Origin of the sequence: Enterococcus sp. AZ171, assembly GCF_051714005.1 — a bacterium.
Lineage (GTDB): Bacteria > Bacillota > Bacilli > Lactobacillales > Enterococcaceae > Enterococcus_B > Enterococcus_B pernyi.
This window is the reverse complement of sequence record NZ_JBIORA010000001.1, coordinates 1226021-1245934: the sequence shown is the minus strand read 5'-3', so window position 1 is coordinate 1245934 and position 19914 is coordinate 1226021. Positions and strand designations below refer to the sequence as shown.

General features: G+C 39.3%; 12 protein-coding genes. All 12 read right to left on the bottom strand.

The features are described from left to right. Positions 1 to 152 precede the first annotated feature (152 nt). The 12 genes from IGJ49_RS06030 to IGJ49_RS05975 all read right to left on the bottom strand — a co-directional run bounded on the left by IGJ49_RS06030 (position 153) and on the right by IGJ49_RS05975 (position 19902). On the bottom strand, positions 153 to 5273 hold the full coding sequence (locus tag IGJ49_RS06030; RefSeq protein ID WP_438722751.1) for an LPXTG cell wall anchor domain-containing protein: 5121 nt from the start codon (positions 5271 to 5273) through the stop codon (positions 153 to 155). A gap of 504 nt (positions 5274 to 5777) precedes the next feature. Next, a complete protein-coding gene (typA, locus tag IGJ49_RS06025; protein ID WP_010735665.1) occupies positions 5778 to 7607 on the bottom strand; it encodes a translational GTPase TypA in 1830 nt (609 codons plus the stop codon). A gap of 347 nt (positions 7608 to 7954) precedes the next feature. Then, positions 7955 to 8722, bottom strand: coding sequence for an inositol monophosphatase family protein (locus IGJ49_RS06020; protein WP_137072328.1), 768 nt, complete (start codon positions 8720 to 8722; stop codon positions 7955 to 7957). A gap of 4 nt (positions 8723 to 8726) precedes the next feature. Continuing rightward, entirely contained in the window at positions 8727 to 9002 is a 276-nt protein-coding gene (locus IGJ49_RS06015; RefSeq protein WP_010735667.1) for a UPF0223 family protein, read from the bottom strand. Positions 9003 to 9170: 168 nt separating this feature from the next. After that, entirely contained in the window at positions 9171 to 10577 is a 1407-nt protein-coding gene (gene lpdA / locus IGJ49_RS06010) for a dihydrolipoyl dehydrogenase (protein WP_010735668.1), read from the bottom strand. Positions 10578 to 10584: 7 nt separating this feature from the next. Further along, a complete protein-coding gene (locus tag IGJ49_RS06005) occupies positions 10585 to 12237 on the bottom strand; it encodes a dihydrolipoyllysine-residue acetyltransferase (protein WP_023519524.1) in 1653 nt (550 codons plus the stop codon). A gap of 24 nt (positions 12238 to 12261) precedes the next feature. Continuing rightward, positions 12262 to 13239: an alpha-ketoacid dehydrogenase subunit beta gene (locus tag IGJ49_RS06000; protein ID WP_010735670.1), complete on the bottom strand. Its 978-nt coding sequence runs from the start codon at positions 13237 to 13239 to the stop codon at positions 12262 to 12264. 2 nt (positions 13240 to 13241) lie between these two features. After that, positions 13242 to 14351, bottom strand: coding sequence for a pyruvate dehydrogenase (acetyl-transferring) E1 component subunit alpha (gene pdhA / locus IGJ49_RS05995; protein WP_438722747.1), 1110 nt, complete (start codon positions 14349 to 14351; stop codon positions 13242 to 13244). Positions 14352 to 14869: 518 nt separating this feature from the next. Further along, a complete protein-coding gene (locus IGJ49_RS05990) occupies positions 14870 to 16306 on the bottom strand; it encodes a PLP-dependent aminotransferase family protein (RefSeq protein ID WP_438722745.1) in 1437 nt (478 codons plus the stop codon). A gap of 242 nt (positions 16307 to 16548) precedes the next feature. After that, on the bottom strand, positions 16549 to 17526 hold the full coding sequence (gene guaC, locus IGJ49_RS05985) for a GMP reductase (protein WP_019723828.1): 978 nt from the start codon (positions 17524 to 17526) through the stop codon (positions 16549 to 16551). A 237-nt stretch (positions 17527 to 17763) separates the two neighbouring features. After that, positions 17764 to 18882, bottom strand: a complete 1119-nt coding sequence (locus IGJ49_RS05980) for a hypothetical protein (protein WP_349520298.1) — start codon at positions 18880 to 18882, stop codon at positions 17764 to 17766. 105 nt (positions 18883 to 18987) lie between these two features. Then, positions 18988 to 19902, bottom strand: coding sequence for an aldo/keto reductase (locus tag IGJ49_RS05975; protein WP_349520296.1), 915 nt, complete (start codon positions 19900 to 19902; stop codon positions 18988 to 18990). Positions 19903 to 19914: the final 12 nt, after the last annotated feature.

Sequence of the window (19914 nt, the reverse complement as noted above, 5' to 3'; positions counted from 1 at the left end):
CCTATTACGAGAATTTTGATTTTTGCTCATAGGATTTATTTTTATATTTCTTGTCCGTGACTCCTTTAGTGATCATAAAAAACAGTTGAAAGAATGCCAAAGTAATTATCACTTCGCTCTTTCAACTGCTTCGTTGTCATTTTAACTATCCGTTACTGTTTATCAAACGATTTCTTAGACATTTTTCGTTTCCAAAAAACAAATCCTACTATTAGTAAGAAACATGCACCAATATATGGCAGTACTCGATTGATGGTTTGATTGGTTTGTGGCAATTTACTCTCATCACCTTCGGCTGCGGAACCCTCACCTAATCCAGTCTCTGCTGAAATTCCATCTGCATCTGGATCGTTGGATGTACCAGTACCATCTTCTGCACTAGCGTCCTCTTCTCCTGGCGCTGTTTCTTGTCCAGGTTCAACGATTTCATATGAAGATTCTGTACGAGTAGATAAACTCCCATAACTCCGATCCACTTTGACATCGAGAGAAACAAAACGACTGCCCATAGTTTCTGTATCGATTTCAGATGTTCCATCTAAAGAAACAGTATAGACGTTTTTAGGTATTACACGCCCATTGACTTTCACTTCTTTTACTAACGATTTCAGGTCAACTCTTTCAGTGCCTTGTGCAAAAGAAGGCTGAGCAGGTTCAACTGTTAACTCACCTGTAGGCTCAAAACCATAATCTGTTACCTTATAATACGCGTAATTACTGCCATAGGTGTAGTTTCGTTCGTTCTCTTCTGCCATCAATAAATTGTTACTAGTATCTACGTGATAAACCTTCACGATATCACCTGGGGACACCGCCAGTGATTTACCAGTATTAAAACGTGAAATGGCTTGCTCGATCGTTTGTGTGCCACGAACCTCGTATTGATATTTGCTTTGCTTACGTTCGTTGAGAATTTCGATTCCATAATATACTTCGGTGTCATCGTATTCATTCACTCGATTCTTCAAAACTGTTTGATCGGTTCCTTGGACAGATTGGATTTCAATTTGTTTGCTGTTTTTAAGTAAACCAAACGATCCAACCGTTTCACCTTTACGATTTTTCAAATGGATCGTGCTACCCCATTTCACTTCATAAGGCACTTCGATGTCAGTCGAAGAAACACCATCTGCTGTCGATACTTTTACCGTTACTGTTTTTTCTCCTGTCGTATGGGTATCAAACGCTCCCATTTGTTCTACTTTATAAAGCTCTGTGTTCAAACTCTGTCCGTTGAATGCAACATTCTCAATCAACGTTGTCACGTCTACCTCACTGGTATTCTCACCTAAGACGAGTTCCTGACTAGCAACATCAGCGTGGATCATTGTAATCGGCTCAAACTCGCCATTCTTGACTTCATAATAAGCGTAATTCAACCCAGCTGTATAGTTTTTGACGATATCATCCCACATCAGTAAGTTCTGGTTATCTGTTTCTGCATGGTAGACACGGAAAATGTCTCCTTCTTCCACAGGTAATGATTGGCCATTATTGAACCCTTCGATTGCTTGACGAACCGTTTGATTACCTGCCACTTCATAAGTATATTTGATGTTATCGGGAAATAAACTATTTGCTTTATTTTTAGGATCTGCTAGGATGTCGATTCGATAATAGGCATTCCGACCATAGGCAGGATTGACTGGCGCATTAAGTTCTGTTTCATCTTCGCCTTTCGTGGCATAGATAGCCAACTCATCATTTTGATCAAGCAGGCTAAAAGAACCGACGATGCCTCTTTTCCCTTCTTTCTCTTCGCCTTTCAGAACAAATGTACTTCCCCATTTGACTTGATAAGGCAGTTCAAGTTGCACACTAGATAAACCATCGTTCATTTTCACACGCATAGAGACGTTTTTATTTCCTATCGTTGTCGTATCGATTTCTGAACGTCTTTCGATCGTGTATTCCTCTGGATCGACTGTTTTGCCGTTGATCGTCACACGATCAATTAATTCAGCATCAGCTGCAGTAGTCACATCTTGCGCGAGATAAAAGGCTTTATTAGCTGTATGGACTTCCATGACTGGCATTGCTTCAAAACCATAAGTCGTTACTTTGTAATACGCATAATCTGAACCATAAGTGAAGTCCTCTTCTAGTTCATCGACCATCAGTACCGAGCTACCAGGAGATTTTTGCGGGTGATAAATTTTGATCACATCATCTAACTGGACAGTGACAGCTTGAGTACCATTAGTTCCAAAGCTGTTGATGACGTCTTGTAACGTGACACGACCTGGGACTTCTTGACTATAATGGACTCTTTCACCCCGTAGGACTTCAATTGAATAATAGAGGTCTTGATCGTTTCCTAAGCGCTCGTCTAATGGCGAGTCAAACCCATGATGGATTTTCAATTGTCTTGTCGTATTAGTAGTTTGCAGTGAGAAAACACCTGCTGAACCACCGGTGCTAGATTTCATCACGATCGTTCTGCCCCATTTCACTTCATAAGGCACTGTGATGACTTTTGATACTACCCCATCTTTTGTGTCAAATTGGATAGCAAGTTCTTTTTGACCAACTGTGGTTGTATCGAAGTTTCCTAATTGCTTCACTGTATATAGATCCGGTGTTAACTCGGTACCGTTGATCGTCACATAATTAATCAGTTGGGTTCCATCAATCTCTGTGGCATCATCACCTAGACTAAATTCTTGTGGTTTAGTATCCGTAGAAATCGCGAGGATCGGTTCTAGCCCATGCTCTGTGACTTCGTAATAGGCATCATTTGAGCCCATTGTAAAGTCTTTGGCTATTTCATCTTGCATCAATAGACTATTACCTGTTGGTTCTGCATGATACACTTTGATGACGTCACCTTGTTTGACGGTTAATGGTTTTCCTTGATTGAACCCTTCGATCCCATCTCTAATCGATTGATTTCCTAGCACGTTATATTGGTATTTGGTAGTAATATTTTCGATCACTTCAATACCATAGTAGATGTCTCGGCCAAAATGATTATTGACCGGTTGACTCAAGTCTGTCCCATTTACTCCTTGACTAGCATGCAATGCCCATTGATCGTTTTCTTTTAGTAGACTAAATGCGCCAACCGTCGCATCATTCAAGCCTTTTAGCACAAATGTGCTGCCCCATTTGACTTGGTAATCGACTTCGAATTCCTCTGCTGAAAGTCCATCATTCATCGTGACTTTCAATTTCATTTTTCTTGTTCCAATACTACTTGTATCAAAATCGATCAATGATTCCACTTCGTATAAACTACTATCAACTACTCGACCATTGATCGTTACATTCTTTATTAATGAAGCTGGATCAATTGTCTTAGTGTTCTCGCCTAAAACAAAACTCTTTTGTGAAGCTTCTGCTTCTAGCAAGGGGAATGGATCAAATCCATAAGGAGTAATCTTGTAGTAGGCGTACGCCGTATCATATGTATAATCCTGTTCCTGTTCGTCAATCATCAAGACTGAACTATTAGGCGTTCGTTCTGGATGATATATCTTAATGACATCACCATAACGGACATCGATCGCTCCAGTAGAATCTCCAAATTTATCCATGATTTGCTGCCAAGTTGCGCGATTTGTCACTTCTTGGCTATAAACGACTGTTTCGCCTCGTAAAACTTCAAACGAATAATATAGCGAAAATGGGGAACTCTGCGGACCAACTGCCGTATTTATTGAGGTTGGTATCCCCATCCCAAATACAACTTTTGCCGTCTCATTTCCTGAATTATCTGTTCTTAAAGTAAATGATCCAGCTGATTCACCATTGATTGATTTCATCAAAATCGAGTGGTCCCAAAGAACATTGAGTGTTACCTCACCAGTTCCCTTAATCATCACACCGCTATTTGGGTGCTTGGTTTGAACTGTCAATTTGAGCGTTTGAAGACCACCTATCCGATAATCTGCCTCCACACTTTCTTGTGGAATAAATTCAAGATCTCTTAATTCGACTGGTTCACCATGCATAGTGACCGAATCAATATAATCTCTAAAGTTTGTTGCAAATGTTGGATAATTATAACTGAGTTTTCGATCTTCAATTGATTTGAGGTTAACCTTTAAGCCCTCATGTGGCGTCACATCCATCTGAATCGAAGCAGTTGCTTCACGTCCATCAGAAGTTGTTACTTTTGCTCGCCATGTTTGTTCGCCTGGCGAATCAGTATTCACATCATCAAACCATTTTAGCGTATAGGTACCATACAGATTTGTTACTTCAAAGTATTCAGTCACATCTGGCAATTTATCATATTGATAAATGTCAAATGGTCCTGGTTTTCCCTCGATTTCTACAGCTAGAGGTTCTACAGTGATTGGAACTACTGCTTCTATTTCTCTACCCGACTCGTCTTTTACTAAAATCTTCGTATCTTGCTTTCCTACTTTCGTTGTATCAGGGGCTATTTTCCAACTATATTCAACTTTTCCACGTGTATTTTTTACATCTAGATAAGTTTCTGGATTAGGGATCGGTTGAGTATTTTGCATGAGTTTATGTGTACCTTCTTTGGCAGTTGCTACAATTTTACCGATTTCCTCTTCAGCAGTCGGTAACCGTACTTCAAATGTAGCTGCCATGAGAAATGGTTTCACATCGTTAACATTAGATGTAGGATTCGATAAATAAGCCACTCTTGGAAAGACAAATACTTCATTCCCACTGACAGAACCGTATTTTAGTCGAGTAAAACTTGCATTTAAATAAGGCTCGCTTGTTGAAGCCATTGAAGCGTATAGGCGCATCCGCCAAATTCCACTGTTAGAATCTACTTGCGTCCAATAGACATTATTACGCCCTCCACCTAATGGCCACATAACCATTCCTTTATCATTCGGAAAAATACTCTTAGAAAAATTTAAAACTTCAAAGCTGTCGTCTTTCTCGTGTTGCAACTCAGAAATATTAAAAGTTGTTTTTGACAAATCTGATTGCACTCGAACTGCCTGCTCTTCACCAATTTTCAGTAAAGTTGCATCAGTAGTCGGTTTAAAGTAATTACCGTTGCTAACACTATCAAAATTATCGCTCGGATTATTATTCTTAGCACTAGTCCTTTTATTTTTCTCAATTGGTTGTTCATTACTTTCTTCTTTAATAGCTATTTTTTTGTTGTTTATTTTGTCTTCTTCTTTGTTTGGTTCTACTGAGAGTTGTTTTTTTTCAACCAATGATGTCTTCTCAGTCTTTGACTCTATGCTCGAAATTGCTTGTACAACAGCATCATTCATACTTCCTAACACCAAGCCGATAATTATCAGGCTATTCAGAATTTTTGTCTTTTTCATTTTTCTAAGATTTACCTCCATTTATTCTACAAGTATATTCGGAGAAGTCTTAGAAAATATTCAGTTGAGTAAGCAATCATTCTCATCTTGAGTCTTCTATACTCCTCCTTTTTTCTAATGATCATTCAAAAGCAAAGCTTCATTTTATTATAACGTCATTTATTTTTTCTTTTTTACATTTTATTCATCCTCCATCATTAATAATATTCTATTAGAACTTTCCTACTTTAACTCTAAACCTAAATACACTTTTTGATAACGCCGTTTTTTCCCTATTAATTGGTATAAATTGAAAGAATATTGTTATTTAATCTTATCCATCAAGAAATCGTATAATTTTATGATTTATTTTGACTATACTAAAAAAACATCGGATAGAGAAAAGTGGTACACCAACGGCTTTTAGCTAGTATTTTATTGAATAACTATGTTTGATTTGATGATCGATCCTATATAACAAAAAAACCGAATCCCAGAGCTTTCTCTAGGATTCGGTCAAAATTATTATTTTTTCTTTTTAGATGCTTTTTCACGCGCATTTTTTTCTAAGATTTGTTTTCTTAGACGGATGTTTTCTGGTGTTACTTCACAGTATTCATCGTCGTTCAAGAATTCTAATGATTCTTCAAGTGTTAATTGTTTTGGTTTTTTGATGACTGATGTTTGGTCTTTGTTAGCTGAACGAACGTTAGTCATTTGTTTTGCTTTTGTGATATTGACTGTCAAGTCATTCTCACGGCTGTTTTCACCGATGATCATACCTTCGTAGACTTCTGTCCCTGGTTCAACAAATACAGTACCACGTTCTTCGATACTCATGATTGAATACGTTGTTGCTTTACCTGTATCGATGGATACTAACGCACCTTGGTGACGTCCGCCGATTTGGCCAGGAAGCATTGGCAAGTATTGATCAAATGTATGGTTCATGATTCCGTAACCACGAGTCATTGACAAGAATTCTGTTGAGTAACCGATCAATCCACGAGCAGGTGTCAAGAATGTCAAACGAATTTGACCATTTCCTGTATGAACCATATCTTGCATTTCACCTTTACGTTGGCTCAATGATTCGATGACACTACCCATGTATTCTTCTGGTGTGTCGATTTGAACACGTTCAAATGGTTCACATTTTACGCCATCGATCTCTCTTTCGATAACTTCTGGACGTGATACTTGTAACTCATAACCTTCACGACGCATGTTCTCGATCAAGATCGATAAGTGAAGTTCACCACGACCTGAAACTGTCCAAGCATCTGGTGAATTCGTTGGTTCAACACGAAGTGAAACGTCTGTTTGTAATTCTGCCATCAAACGTTCTTCGATTTTACGTGATGTCACGTATTTTCCTTCGCGTCCAGCAAATGGAGAGTTATTGACTAAGAAAGTCATTTGTAATGTTGGTTCATCGATATGCAAGATCGGTAATGCTTCTTGATGATCGACTGGTGTAACTGTTTCCCCAACGAAGATATCTTCCATTCCTGAGACAGCGATCAAGTCACCAGCTTTAGCTTCTTGGATCTCTAAACGTTGTAAGCCAAAGAAACCAAATAATTTTGTCACACGGAATTTCTTCACTGTGCCATCAAGTTTGATCAGTGATACTTGGTCACCAACTTTGATTTTCCCTCTGAAGACACGGCCGATACCGATACGTCCAACATAATCATTGTAATCAAGTAATGATACTTGGAACTGTAAAGGTTCATCGCTATTGTCAACTGGTGCAGGAATAGCTTCGACAATTGTATCAAAGATCGGTGCCATTGTTGGTTCTTGGTCCGCTGGATCATCGGATAAGCTAGATGTTCCGTTCAAAGCAGATGCATAGATCACTGGGAAATCCAATTGATCATCGTCTGCGCCTAATTCGATAAATAATTCTAAGACTTCATCTACCACATACTCAGGACGAGCGGATGGTTTGTCGATCTTGTTTACAACAACGATCGGTGTGATATGTTGCTCTAAAGCCTTTTTCAATACGAAACGTGTTTGAGGCATGGTGCCTTCATAGGCATCTACAACTAAGACAACGCCGTCTACCATTTTCATGATACGTTCTACTTCACCACCGAAGTCCGCGTGTCCAGGTGTATCCATGATATTGACGCGAATCCCTTTATAATCAACAGCTGTATTTTTCGCTAAGATTGTGATTCCACGTTCTTGTTCAAGTGCGTTTGAGTCCATCGCACGTTCTTGTAATTGAGTGTGGGCGTCTAATGTGTCAGATTGTTTTAATAGTTCATCAACTAATGTTGTTTTTCCGTGGTCGACGTGGGCGATGATCGCTACGTTACGGATGTCATTTCTTTTATTCAATTTAAGTAACTCCTTTTTTATCGATTCTTTATCACAGGGCAATTTTACTCGACTGTTTATTATACCAAACTTTTTTCATGAAATATAGTGAAATGTTTTCATTTTTTCGAGAAAATTAATAATTCGCCCTTTTTCTAATCAAAACAGCCCGAAAAATCCGAATTTATGTAAAAAAAAGTCATTACAAAAACTTTTTCATTAGCATCTTCTATAAATGACTGTTCCGATACTATCATCGATCAAAAAAATAAGCGAAGGATTACATTGCTCAAAAAAGCAATTTTATCGTCCCCCACTTATTTTATAAGAACTTTTTTGATGGATGTATCTCAAAGCTAGAAAAATAATCAATCCAATTGAAGCATGTCAAGCATGGTCGCATAGGCGGTTGGAGTTGCGGCTAAATAATATTCTCTGCCACTGAAACTCAATGGTGCACCGGAAAACCCACTATATCGCATACCGAATTCTTCCAACAAGACATTACCAGCTGCGTAATCCCAGGGACTTAGATTAGAGATATAGCCGATGTGGTTGCCTTTTAACATCGCAATCAATTCTAAGCCTGCACAGCCACACATCCGAACGCCGATACTTTGTTCACCAATCGCATGGATGTTGAATCGATCATGACCGAAGAGATAGCTATTGATTGCTACTAATCCTTTGTCTAATGGAAGGTCTTGCGGTTGGGGTAATTTCACATCATTTTTGTAAACACCGATCGTTTTACCGCCCCAGTATAATTCATCTCGCATGACATCATAGATGAATCCTAGCTGTCCCACTCCATCTTCGTAATAAGCAAGCATGATACAAAAATTTTCTCCTTGTACCACGAAGTTCAACGTACCATCAATGGGGTCAATGATAAAGACTTGACCACTCAAATCAGATAAGTTGTTGTATCCTTCTTCTTCTGCCAAAATTTTTGCTTGAGGATAGGCAGAATGGATTTTATTGATCAGAAATGCTTGGATTTCTCGATCCATGTTTGTCACTAGATCTTTACGATTCGTTTTTTCTGCAACTGTTAGTTGCTCATTTTGTGCATGGAGGATCTTTTCTTTTGCTGCTGCCAACCAGGCAATTATTTCCTCAATCATTTTCTCCATCGTCTCACCCATTCATTTTTAGCATTTTGTTGGTGTTCTTCTTTGCCTCTTGAATAGTACGGTATAGCGAATAGCCAGAAGCTTTTTCAAACTCGCGTCCTAACCGTTTTTCTTCTCCGATCGATTTGATCACTGTTTTGAATTGTTGATAGGTTGATAGAAATTCCTGATTATTGATTCCTTGTTCATTCGCTTTTTCGAGGGCTTCCCACATGTTCATCACGATGACCATTTCTTCAGTGGTCCAGTCCAAGTCTAATGGATATTGATACTCATTCATAGATATTATCTCCTATTCTATTCATCCCTTTCAGTTTATCATAGAAAGAAGACTTCTTCCAAGTGGTTTTGCTCTATTTTAGTTTACATAATAATTTTATAGTCGCTATTTAGAGTATAAAAAAACACAACTCTCTCTTCTCAGAGAAAGTTGCATTTAGTTGAATGATTAAATATGGATCGGTAAGCCTAAAGCTAATTCAGCTGCGTCCATTGTGATCTCACCTAAAGATGGATGTGGATGGATCGTCAATGCGATATCTTCAGCGTTCATACCTGATTCGATTGCCAAAGCAAGTTCAGAAACCATATCACTTGCTCCAACTCCACCGATTTGCGCACCGATGATGACATTGTCTTCATTCGTTGTCACTAAGCGGATAAAGCCTTCTGTTTTACCTAATGATAAAGCACGACCGTTCCCTGAGAATGGGAATTTGTAAGCTGTTGCTTCTAGTCCGGCTTCTTTTGCTTCTTTGATCGTCATCCCTACTGATGCTAATTCAGGATCAGTAAAGGCAACAGCTGGCATTGCTTTGTAGTCAACTGCTACTTTTTTGCCAGAGATTGCTTCTGCGGCGATTTTTGCTTCATAACTTGCTTTATGTGCTAAAGCAGCGCCTGGAACGATGTCGCCGATTGCAAAGATGTTAGGTACATTTGTACGTCCTTGATTATCAACTGGAATCAAGCCACGTTCACCGATTTCAACACCAGCTTGTTCTAAGCCCATGTCTTCAGTATTCGGACGACGTCCAACAGTGACCATCACGTAGTCAGCTGTTACTGATTCTTCTTTTCCGTCTACTGCATATTTTACAGTTACGCTATCACCATTGTCGATTGATTCTTTAGCCATTGCATTTGTAATGACTGTTACGCCTTTTTTCTTGAAGTCATCTTCCACTAATTTCACCAAGTCTTTTTCATACGTAGGTAAAATTTGTGGTGAACCTTCAAGGATCGTTACTTCAGAACCTAAGTTTGCGTAAGCCGCACCAAGTTCAGCACCGATTACCCCGCCGCCGATGATGACGAATTTCTTAGGAACTTCTGTTAGGCTTAATCCACCTGTAGAATCTAAGACACGACCACCAAATTTGAATCCAGGGATTTCGATTGGACGAGAACCTGTCGCAACGATAGCATGGTTGAATGAATAAGTTTGAGCAGAATCCGGATGGATCACACGTAATGTATGATCATCTACGAAGAATGCTTCGCCCTCGATCGTTTCAACTTTGTGTTTTTTCAACAAGTAGCCGACACCTGAAGTCAATGTTTTCACTACTTTGTTGTCTTTCCACTCTTGTGTTTTTGTAAAATCTAGTGAGACATTCTCACTTGTTACACCGAACATCGATGAATCAAGTGATTCTTGATAATGATGACCTGCTGCGATCAACGCTTTAGAAGGAATACAACCAACGTTCAAACAAACGCCGCCGATATATTCTCTTTCAATGATCGCTACTTTTTGGCCCATTTCAGCAGCGCGGATGGCAGCGACATAGCCGCCAGGTCCCGCACCGATTACAACTGTGTCTAATTCAACAGCAAAATCTCCAACTACCATTTGTTTCTCATCCTTCCATCATTAATAGCTCTGGATCAGCTAATAAACGTTTGATGTTATTCATTGCTTGTTGTGCTGTCGCACCATCGACGATTCGGTGATCGAAACTCAATGATAATTTCATCACTCGGCCAACAACGATTTCACCTTCAGCATTGACGATTGGTTGTTGTGCAATTGTTCCTACACCTAAGATTGCTACTTCAGGGTAGTTGATTACTGGTGTGAACCAGCCGCCACCAACTGAACCAATGTTACTGATCGTGATCGTTCCGTTACGCATATCGTCTGCCGCTAGTTTGCCATCATGAGCAAGTTTTGCTTTCTCGTTGATTTCGTCTGCGATCGCAAACATTCCTTTACGGTCAGCATCTTTCACGTTTGGCACATACAAACCATGGTCTGTATCTGTTGCGATACCGATATTGTAATAGTTTTTATAAACGATTTCTTGTTTTGCATCATCGATTGACGCATTCAAGATTGGGAATTTTTTGACTGTTGCAGTCAACGCTTTGACAACGTAAGGCAAGAACGTTAATTTCGTGCCGTTAGCAGCTGCCACTTCTTTGAATTTCTTACGGTTATCCCAAAGATTTGTTACTTCAACTTCATCATGTAAAGTGACATGAGGTGCTGTTTGTTTGCTGTTGACCATTGCTTTGGCAATTGCTTTACGTGTTGGTGTCAATGCCACACGTTCTTCTAGATCGCCTAAGTTTGATTTGAATGCTTTTGCTGGAGCAGCTTTTGTTTCAGCTGGTTTTTCAGCAGATGCTTCTGTTGGTGCAGCTGATTCAGCAGGTTTGCTTGCAGCTGCTGGAGCGCCTCCGCCAGATAAGAAGTTTTCGATATCTTCTTTTGTCACACGTCCGCCTTTTCCAGTTGCAGAAACTTGACTGATATCCACGTCTTTTTCGCGAGCGAATTGACGAACAGATGGCATTGCTAATACGCGTTTATCTGGGTTTGCCGCTTCAGGGATACTTGAAGAACCTGAAGTTTCCACTTTTGCATCAGAAGTTGCTGCCGCTGGTTTGCTTGCAGGTGCACTATTGTGTCCTGGCGCGTCGATCTCAACCAATACGTCACCAACATTTGCAACTGTACCTTCAGAAACAACGATTGTTTTCACAGTCCCTGTTACTGGAGATGGAATTTCTTCCACTGATTTGTCATTTTGCACTTCTAATAATGTATCGTCTTCATTGATCGTGTCACCGGCTTTAACAAACCATTTAACGATTTCACCTTCTGCGATACCTTCACCGATATCAGGTAATTTGAATTGGAATACGCCACCGTCAGAAGCTTCTGCTGATGCAGATGAACTTTCTGTTGTTGGTTCAGCAGCAGGTGCTTCAGGTGTTTGCTCAGTAGCTGCCACGCCTTCGCTTCCGCTTTCTTCGTTTCCTTCATGTCCTGGTGCATCGATCTCAACTAATACGTCACCAACATTTGCAACTGTACCTTCTGGAACAACGATGCTTTTCACTGTTCCTGTTACTGGAGATGGAATTTCTTCCACTGATTTGTCATTTTGTACTTCTAATAATGTATCGTCTTCATTGATCGTATCGCCTGGTTGAACGAACCATTTAACGATTTCACCTTCTGCGATACCTTCACCGATATCAGGTAATTTAAATTGGTAAGCCATGGGTTTTTAACGTCCTTTCTTTCCTTAAAATTCTGCGATTTCTTTTACTTTTGCTTCGATGTCAGAAGCATTTGGCAACCAGATGTTTTCTGCTTGACCGAATGGGAAAACAGTATCTGGTGCAGAAACGCGTCCGATTGGTGCTTCTAATGAAAGAATTGCACGTTCAGAGATTTCAGAGATTACTTGAGTGCTTACGCCTGCTTGACGTTGTGCTTCTTGAACAACAACGACACGTCCTGTTTTTTCAACAGATTTGATGATTGTTTCAACATCTAATGGAGCAACTGTTCGTAGGTCAACGATCTCAACAGAGATACCTTCTTTTTCAAGATTATCTGCTGCCTTGATGGCTTCACGTACCATTGCACCGTAAGTGATGATTGATACATCTGTTCCTTCACGAGTCACTGCGGCTTTATCTAAAGGCACTTCGTACGCTTCATCTGGCACTTCCTCTCGGAATGAACGATAAAGTTTCATATGCTCCAAGAAAACAACAGGGTCATTACTTCTAATAGAAGCAATCAATAATCCTTTTGCATCATATGGGTTTGACGGAATCACTACACGGATACCAGGAGATTGAGCAATCAATCCTTCTAAGTTATCTGAGTGTAATTCAGGTGTATGAACACCACCACCAAATGGTGAACGGATCGTTACTGGAATATTTCTTGTTCCACCCATACGGTATCTCGTACGAGCCATTTGTGCTACAACTTCATCCATTGCTTCAAAAATAAAGCCAAAGAATTGGATTTCAGGGACAGGACGGAATCCTTCAAGTGCTAAACCGAAACCTAATCCGGCAATACCTGATTCTGCTAAAGGAGTGTCAAATACGCGGTCTTCACCGAACTTTTCTTGCAATCCTTCAGTTGCACGGAATACGCCTCCGTTTTTGCCGACATCTTCACCAAAAACGAGTACGTTTTCGTCGTTTTCAAGTTCAAGTGCTAAGGCATCTGTGATTGCTTGAATCATTGTTTTTTGTGCCATGGTTATTTCGACTCCTTCGCTTCATAGATTGCAATTTGTTCTTTGATTGTTTGTGGTGTTTCTTCAAACATATTTTTCAAGAAATCTGAAACTTTTTGTTTTGGAACTTTATCTGCTTCAGCAATTGCTGCTTTGATTTCTTCTTTTGTTTGTTCGATGACTGCTTCTTCTTTTTCTTCGCTCCATAAACCTTTTTCAGTTAGGTATTTACGGAAACGGATCAATGGATCTTTTAATTGCCATTCATCGTCAACATCTTTTTCACGGTAACGTGTTGGGTCATCACCAGATAATGTATGTGGACCGTAACGGTAAGTCAATGTTTCGATCAATACAGGTCCGTTACCAGAGACTGCCCAGTCACGTGCAATTTTTGAAACAGTATAAACGGCTAATGGGTCCATACCATCTACTTGGATACCAGGGATACCAGCTGCTACTGCTTTTTGCGCTAATGTTTTTGCTGCTGTTTGTTTTTCACGAGGTGTTGAAATCGCAAATCCATTGTTTTGGATGTAGAATACAGCATTCGCATGGTAAGCTCCAGCAAAGTTGATTGCTTCATAGAAGTCACCTTGAGAAGAACCGCCATCACCTGTATAAGTGAAAACAACATTTTTCTTGTTACGTTTTTTAAGTCCTAATGCAACACCTGCTGCTTGGACGTATTGTGCACCAATAATGATTTGTGGTGGTAGAGCTTTCAATTCTTCTGGGTAGAAGTTACCAGCTGCATGCCCACGAGACCATAGAAATGCTTGAGATAAAGGTAAGCCGTGTTTGATCAATTGTGGAACATCACGGTAACCTGGTAATAGTACATCTTCTTTGTCAAAAGCGAATGCACTAGCTAATTGACTTGCTTCTTGTCCAGCAGTAGGAGCAAAAAATCCTAAACGTCCTTGACGGTTCAATGCTGTTGAGCGTTGATCCAATACACGAGACCAAACCATGCTAGTCATCAATTCTACTAACTCTTCATCTGTCAAATCTGGAACAAGATCAGGGTTTACTACTTTCCCATCTTGATCAAGTGCTTGGTATACCGGAAAATCTGAATTGACTTCTTCAAGCAACGCTTGGAAGTCGATAGGTGTTTTCTTGTTTGCCATTTATCACACATTCCTCTCTCATCTATAAGAAACTCTCTTCATTCCGCGGTTGAAACAGCGACGATATCTGTATCACTATTTCTCCGGCTTCACTAATAAATTATCACGTATTCCTCCGAAATACAAGCTTTAAGCACAAATTTTCACCATTTAAAAAAATTATAACAATCCCTATCTCTGTTAAAATAGTGAAGGTAATCACAAGGTAGTAAGCGGTTTACATTTTTTCTAAAAAAACATAGAGATGTTTCTCCCCTTTTATAACAATCGTTTCTTTTCTGTATTCAAGTTGTTACAACCTTTTACCAATCACTGTATTAATTTTTTTCTCGATAGTGAGTGATTACACAAACCACTTACTTTAATTTTATCCTTAACATAGGCTTTTTTACAAACAATAAGCCTGTCCAATTACATATTTCTTTTAATTAACAGGCAATACGCCAACTTTTCCAGAAATTTCTTCACAAAATAAAAAAGAAAAGAAAAAATAACAAAAGTTACTCTTTCTTTTCTTACTATTGCTTCTCTTTCGCTTCCAACCATGTACGTAGTTTGTCCATTCGTGAAACGAACAATGGTAGGACATCAGGACTCATACGGCTATAGTTGATTCTTAAACCAATGTCTTCGCCAAAAAGATAACCTGGAGCCACACCTAACCCCTCACGTAATAATCTTTCTGCTAATACTTTCGTGAACTTTTCACCCTCCCAAGTCAACCAGCCATAATATCCGCCTGCAAGAGGGGCTAAATGAAAGAAGTCTTGCGAATCGACCCAACTACGTAAAAGCTGACTGTTCTTTTCTAGTCGTTGACACAGACTTGCCATGTTTTGGTCAAAAGAAGAATCAAAAACAGCAGTTGCGGCCATTTGTGTAAAGATACTCAAAGAGACATCCATCATTTTTTGTGCCTCAGACAATCGTTGGATCAGAATAGTTGGGCCCACGATCCAACCAATTTTAGTCGTTTCCCCCAACAAACGCGATAACGAGCCGACATACAATACATTTTCCGGATCAATCGCATGGATCGGAGCGATCGAAGCTTGTTTCTCCGGAGAAAAGGCTAAATCTGCAAATACATCGTCTTCTATGATCGGCAATTGGTATTTGCGGCACAGCGCGACTAAACGTTGGCGACGTTCAGCAGCCATCACTGTACCTGTCGGATTTTGAAAATTTGGATTGACTAAGACCGCTTTGATCTTATGCTTATGAATAGCTTCTTCCAATTTTTCTAGATCAATCCCTTGATCATCCATCGGAATACCGAACAAGCGGGTACCAAGTGCTTTAAACAATGGCAAGCGGTAGAAAAAAGTGGGGGATTCCACCGCGATGGCATCTCCTACCGACAAAATGGTTTGTAAAATCAGAAAGATCGCTTGTTGTCCCCCACCAGTGATTAGCAATTGACTTTTTTTAAACGAAAATCCGTTATTTCTGATCAAGCGTTCTCTGATCTGCGCCATCAGCGGTTGATACCCAAACACGGAAACGGCTTGTTCTTCTTTTAAAATACCTTCTAATGTATAATTGGGCATCTTCATATTAGGTAATACATCAAGCGGCATTTCACTTGAATATAAATCTAAAAAATCGGATTTCCGACTTGCTTCTTTGACTTTTTCTCCGTAACTATCAACGATTTTATCGTATCTTGCAGAGATCAATTGACGCCAATCGATCCGCGGCTCTGAAAAATCACCCCAAGTCACCGAAGAAATAAACCGACCACTCCCTTGACGACTTTCCAATATCCCTAGCCCACGCAATTCATCTAACGCATGAACAACAGTCGTACGATTCACACCAAAAAAATCAGCAAACATTCTTTCAGAAGGTAATTTATCTCCTGGTTGCAATTGCCCATTTTCGATTTTCTTCAAAATTTGATCCATGATCTGTTGGTAAGCAGAACCTTTATGTTTAGTTATTCTCGTCCACATGTGCATTCTCCAAATATTTACTTTCTACTATTGTAGCTTAGTTTCAAAAAGAAAAAAAATGTAAAAAAAGGGAGTGGGACATTCGTTCACCTCACCCACCTATAACCGAATAAACGGCGGGAACAAAAGTAACCTCTTCGAAAAATAAGGCGCCATCCACAAAAATTTGAAAAACAATTTTCGTGGATGGCGCCTTATTTCTCGAGGCTGAACACTTCCGTCCCGACCTCTCTTACTTCGAATTAAATCGTATCCCCATTGAAAATCGAGTTTTTAACGATGACATAATCGACTTTACGAATCGATTCTAAATCACGACCACCGGCATAAGAAATCGAAGATTGTAAATCTTGTTGCATTTCAACTAACGTATCTTTTAAAGATCCTTTGTGTTGAATCCAAATTTTCTTACCTTCAACATTTTTCTTTTCGCCTTTTTGGAATTCAGAAGCTGATCCAAAATATTCTTTGTAAACGACACCGTTCTCAACTTTTGTTTCTCCTGGTGATTCTTCGTGTCCTGCAAACAATGAACCGATCATCACCATCGTCGCACCAAAACGTACTGATTTCGCGACATCTCCAGGTGTACGGATGCCACCGTCAGCAATGATAGGTTTGCGGGCAGCTTTCGCGCACCATCTTAGTGCCGCTAATTGCCAACCACCAGTACCAAAACCAGTTTTGATTTTTGTGATACATACTTTTCCTGGGCCAATGCCGACTTTCGTCGCATCTGCTCCAGCATTTTCTAATTCTCGAACGGCTTCTGGCGTGCCGACGTTCCCTGCAATGACAAACGTATCTGGTAAATGCTTTTTGATATGCTGGATCATCGCGATCACAGCATTTGAATGTCCATGGGCAATATCAATTGTAATATAATCTGGTACAAGCGATTTTTCTGCTAATTCTTCTACAAAAGCATACTCGTCTTTTTTCACGCCTACACTAATAGAAGAAATTAAATTTCTTGCTTTCATTTTTTCGATAAATGGGATTCGTGCTTCTTCTTCAAAACGATGCATGATATAGAAATAACCATTTTCAGCTAAAAATTCCGCAATCGTTTCATCAATGATCGTTTGCATATTTGCTGGTACAACTGGCATTTTAAAGGTATGTGAACCTAAAGTCACAGTTGTATCACATTCTGAACGGCTGTTTACGATACATTTATTAGGAATCAGTTGAATATCTTCGTAATCAAATACTTTCATCATATCGTCCTCTCGATTTCATATTCGTAAAAAACACGAACATTATCTACTTTTTACGTGCTTATTTTTAGCACCTCAAGTAATTTAACGTAATTTCATTAAAAAATCAAGCTTTTTATTATAAAAAAGTTGTATTTTACCTTTAATTAAGTTTTCGTGTAAAAAAGCGAACATTTTTAAACGTTCGCTTTTTTTGATTGCTACCTTAATTTTTTGTTTGTAAAATCACAATGATTCTTAACGACTTTTTTCATGGTTACTTTTTGTTGGCCGATTTTGTTGGAAATCTCCCGCCATTTTTTTCGCACGATTCGTCCGGTCGGCGAAAGAACCTTGCGCTTTCAACTGAGCTACTTGTTGGAGTTTTCTATCCGTCTGTACAAGCTTATCTACATCAACTGTTCTTACTCCCACACCTAAACTACGTACATAATCGATCGCTGACAGTAGTTTAGAAGTATAGTGTGATTTGCTTATTGCTTTTAGATCAGTTAATGCCTGACCACGCTGATAATTCAAACTTTTCAACGTATGGCTCCCACTGACATACTGCTCTTTCCCGTTGATTTGCGCTCTGGTTTCAAAAAGTTCTCCCTCTTTTTTATTTAAATGGATTAAACTTTCTGCGTAATTCAACATACTTGAATTGAGTGATTCGATCGAATTGATGACGGGGTCTGCAATATGTTCTATAGAATGATGCGACTCCAAACCTCTATTGAAAGCCATGCGAAAATCAGGATTTTCTAAATCTTCACGATGCTGTAATACTTGTTTCGTTAAGGTTTTTAAATCATTTTTCCATTCATTTGATTCTTTATGTAGTACTCTAAACTCAGCTGACAAACGATCTTTACGTGTTTGTAGCGTTTTTTTACTTAGATTTAGATCAACCGATTGTGGAATTTTTGCTTCACCACGAGCGAAAGTTACATCCTGACCAAGGAAGGAAATGATATTTGAAATCAATTGTTGAAACACCTTGGGATAAAACTGTTCGTTACGTTTTTCAAGCATGAATCTTGCCGAATTTTCCTGATAACCCATTCTTTCGAAAGCCTTGCTTGGTTGATGAAAGCCCGCATGCAATTTTAATCGGATAGATTGGATATGTTTCTCCATTTTTTCCATCCGCATGGCGTTGGCTACCCACATTTCGATCTTATTTTCATAAGAATTGATTGGGTTGATGAGTTTTTTTGCTTGTCTTTCATTTTCGGGAAATTTATTCAATAAGTTATTTTGTTCTTTGATGATCTCATTATATAGTTTTTGTTGTGTTTTATGTAATGTACTAAAATCGGCGTATAAGTATTTTCTCTCATCTTGTAATAATTTCCTTAACTGTTTATCCATTGATTCTCCTCTTTTCTTCGATACTGTTCATCGTTTTTCTATTTTTGTAAAAACCGACTCTCTTTCTCATAAAAAACAGAGAGTCGGCTAACGATATCTTTTATTTTATGGCAAAATATTGCCAGCAGCACGATACAATTCATACCAATCTTCTCGAGTCATATCGATCATCGATGCTTTCGCGATTTCTTCAATCCTTGTCAGATTCATCGTTCCAGCGATCACCTGCATATTTGCAGGATGACGTAAGATCCACGCCGACGCTAACCCTGTTGGTGTCGTATGATATTTTTCTGCCAGTTCGTTTAACGACTGATTCAATTCTGGGAATTTTTCATTTCCAATGAATACACCTTCAAAGAAGCCATATTGATAAGGCGACCACGCTTGGATCGTCATCTCATGTAAACGAGAATATTCTAGGATACTGCCATCATGGTCAATACTTGCTTGATCCGTCATGTTCACATGGATTCCCTGATCGATCATTTCGGAATGTTTAAGACCAAATTGTAATTGGTTCGCCAGTAATGGCTGGTTCACATATTTTTTCAATAACTCGATCTGCATTGGTTTTTGATTGCTCACACCAAAGAAACGAACCTTGCCAGATCGCTCCAACTCATCAAACGCTTCCGCCACTTCTTCGGGTTCAACGAGCGTGTCTGGACGATGAAGTAACAAGGCATCAACGTATTCCATATCTAATCGACGCAAGCTATCTTCAACCGATTGAATGATGTGTTTTTTTGAGAAATCAAACATCTTTCCTGGTACGATCCCGCATTTCGTTTGGATAAATAATTCATCACGTTTTAGCGAAGTTTTTGCTAACGCTTGAGCAAAAATTGTTTCACAGTCCCCACCACCGTAAATATCCGCATGGTCAAAAAAATTGATGCCATTTTCAAAAGCTGTTTCAATCACTTTTTCAGGTTGCTCAGAACCATTCAAACGCATACAACCTAAAATGACGGAGGATACGAGCTGGTCGGAAGTCCCTAAACGAATCTTTTTCATCAAATCTCATCC

Bases quoted from the DNA above. Each gene is read 5' to 3' on its own strand.
- lpdA (WP_010735668.1), bottom strand. From the start codon at position 10,577: ATGGTAGTTGGAGATTTTGCTGTTGAATTAGACACAGTTGTAATCGGT.
- IGJ49_RS06030 (WP_438722751.1), bottom strand. From the start codon at position 5,273: ATGAAAAAGACAAAAATTCTGAATAGCCTGATAATTATCGGCTTGGTG.
- IGJ49_RS05990 (WP_438722745.1), bottom strand. From the start codon at position 16,306: ATGTGGACGAGAATAACTAAACATAAAGGTTCTGCTTACCAACAGATC.
- IGJ49_RS06015 (WP_010735667.1), bottom strand. From the start codon at position 9,002: ATGAATGAGTATCAATATCCATTAGACTTGGACTGGACCACTGAAGAA.
- IGJ49_RS06000 (WP_010735670.1), bottom strand. From the start codon at position 13,239: ATGGCACAAAAAACAATGATTCAAGCAATCACAGATGCCTTAGCACTT.
- pdhA (WP_438722747.1), bottom strand. From the start codon at position 14,351: ATGGCAAACAAGAAAACACCTATCGACTTCCAAGCGTTGCTTGAAGAA.
- IGJ49_RS06020 (WP_137072328.1), bottom strand. From the start codon at position 8,722: ATGGAGAAAATGATTGAGGAAATAATTGCCTGGTTGGCAGCAGCAAAA.
- IGJ49_RS06005 (WP_023519524.1), bottom strand. From the start codon at position 12,237: ATGGCTTACCAATTTAAATTACCTGATATCGGTGAAGGTATCGCAGAA.
- guaC (WP_019723828.1), bottom strand. From the start codon at position 17,526: ATGAAAGTATTTGATTACGAAGATATTCAACTGATTCCTAATAAATGT.
- IGJ49_RS05980 (WP_349520298.1), bottom strand. From the start codon at position 18,882: ATGGATAAACAGTTAAGGAAATTATTACAAGATGAGAGAAAATACTTA.
- IGJ49_RS05975 (WP_349520296.1), bottom strand. From the start codon at position 19,902: ATGAAAAAGATTCGTTTAGGGACTTCCGACCAGCTCGTATCCTCCGTC.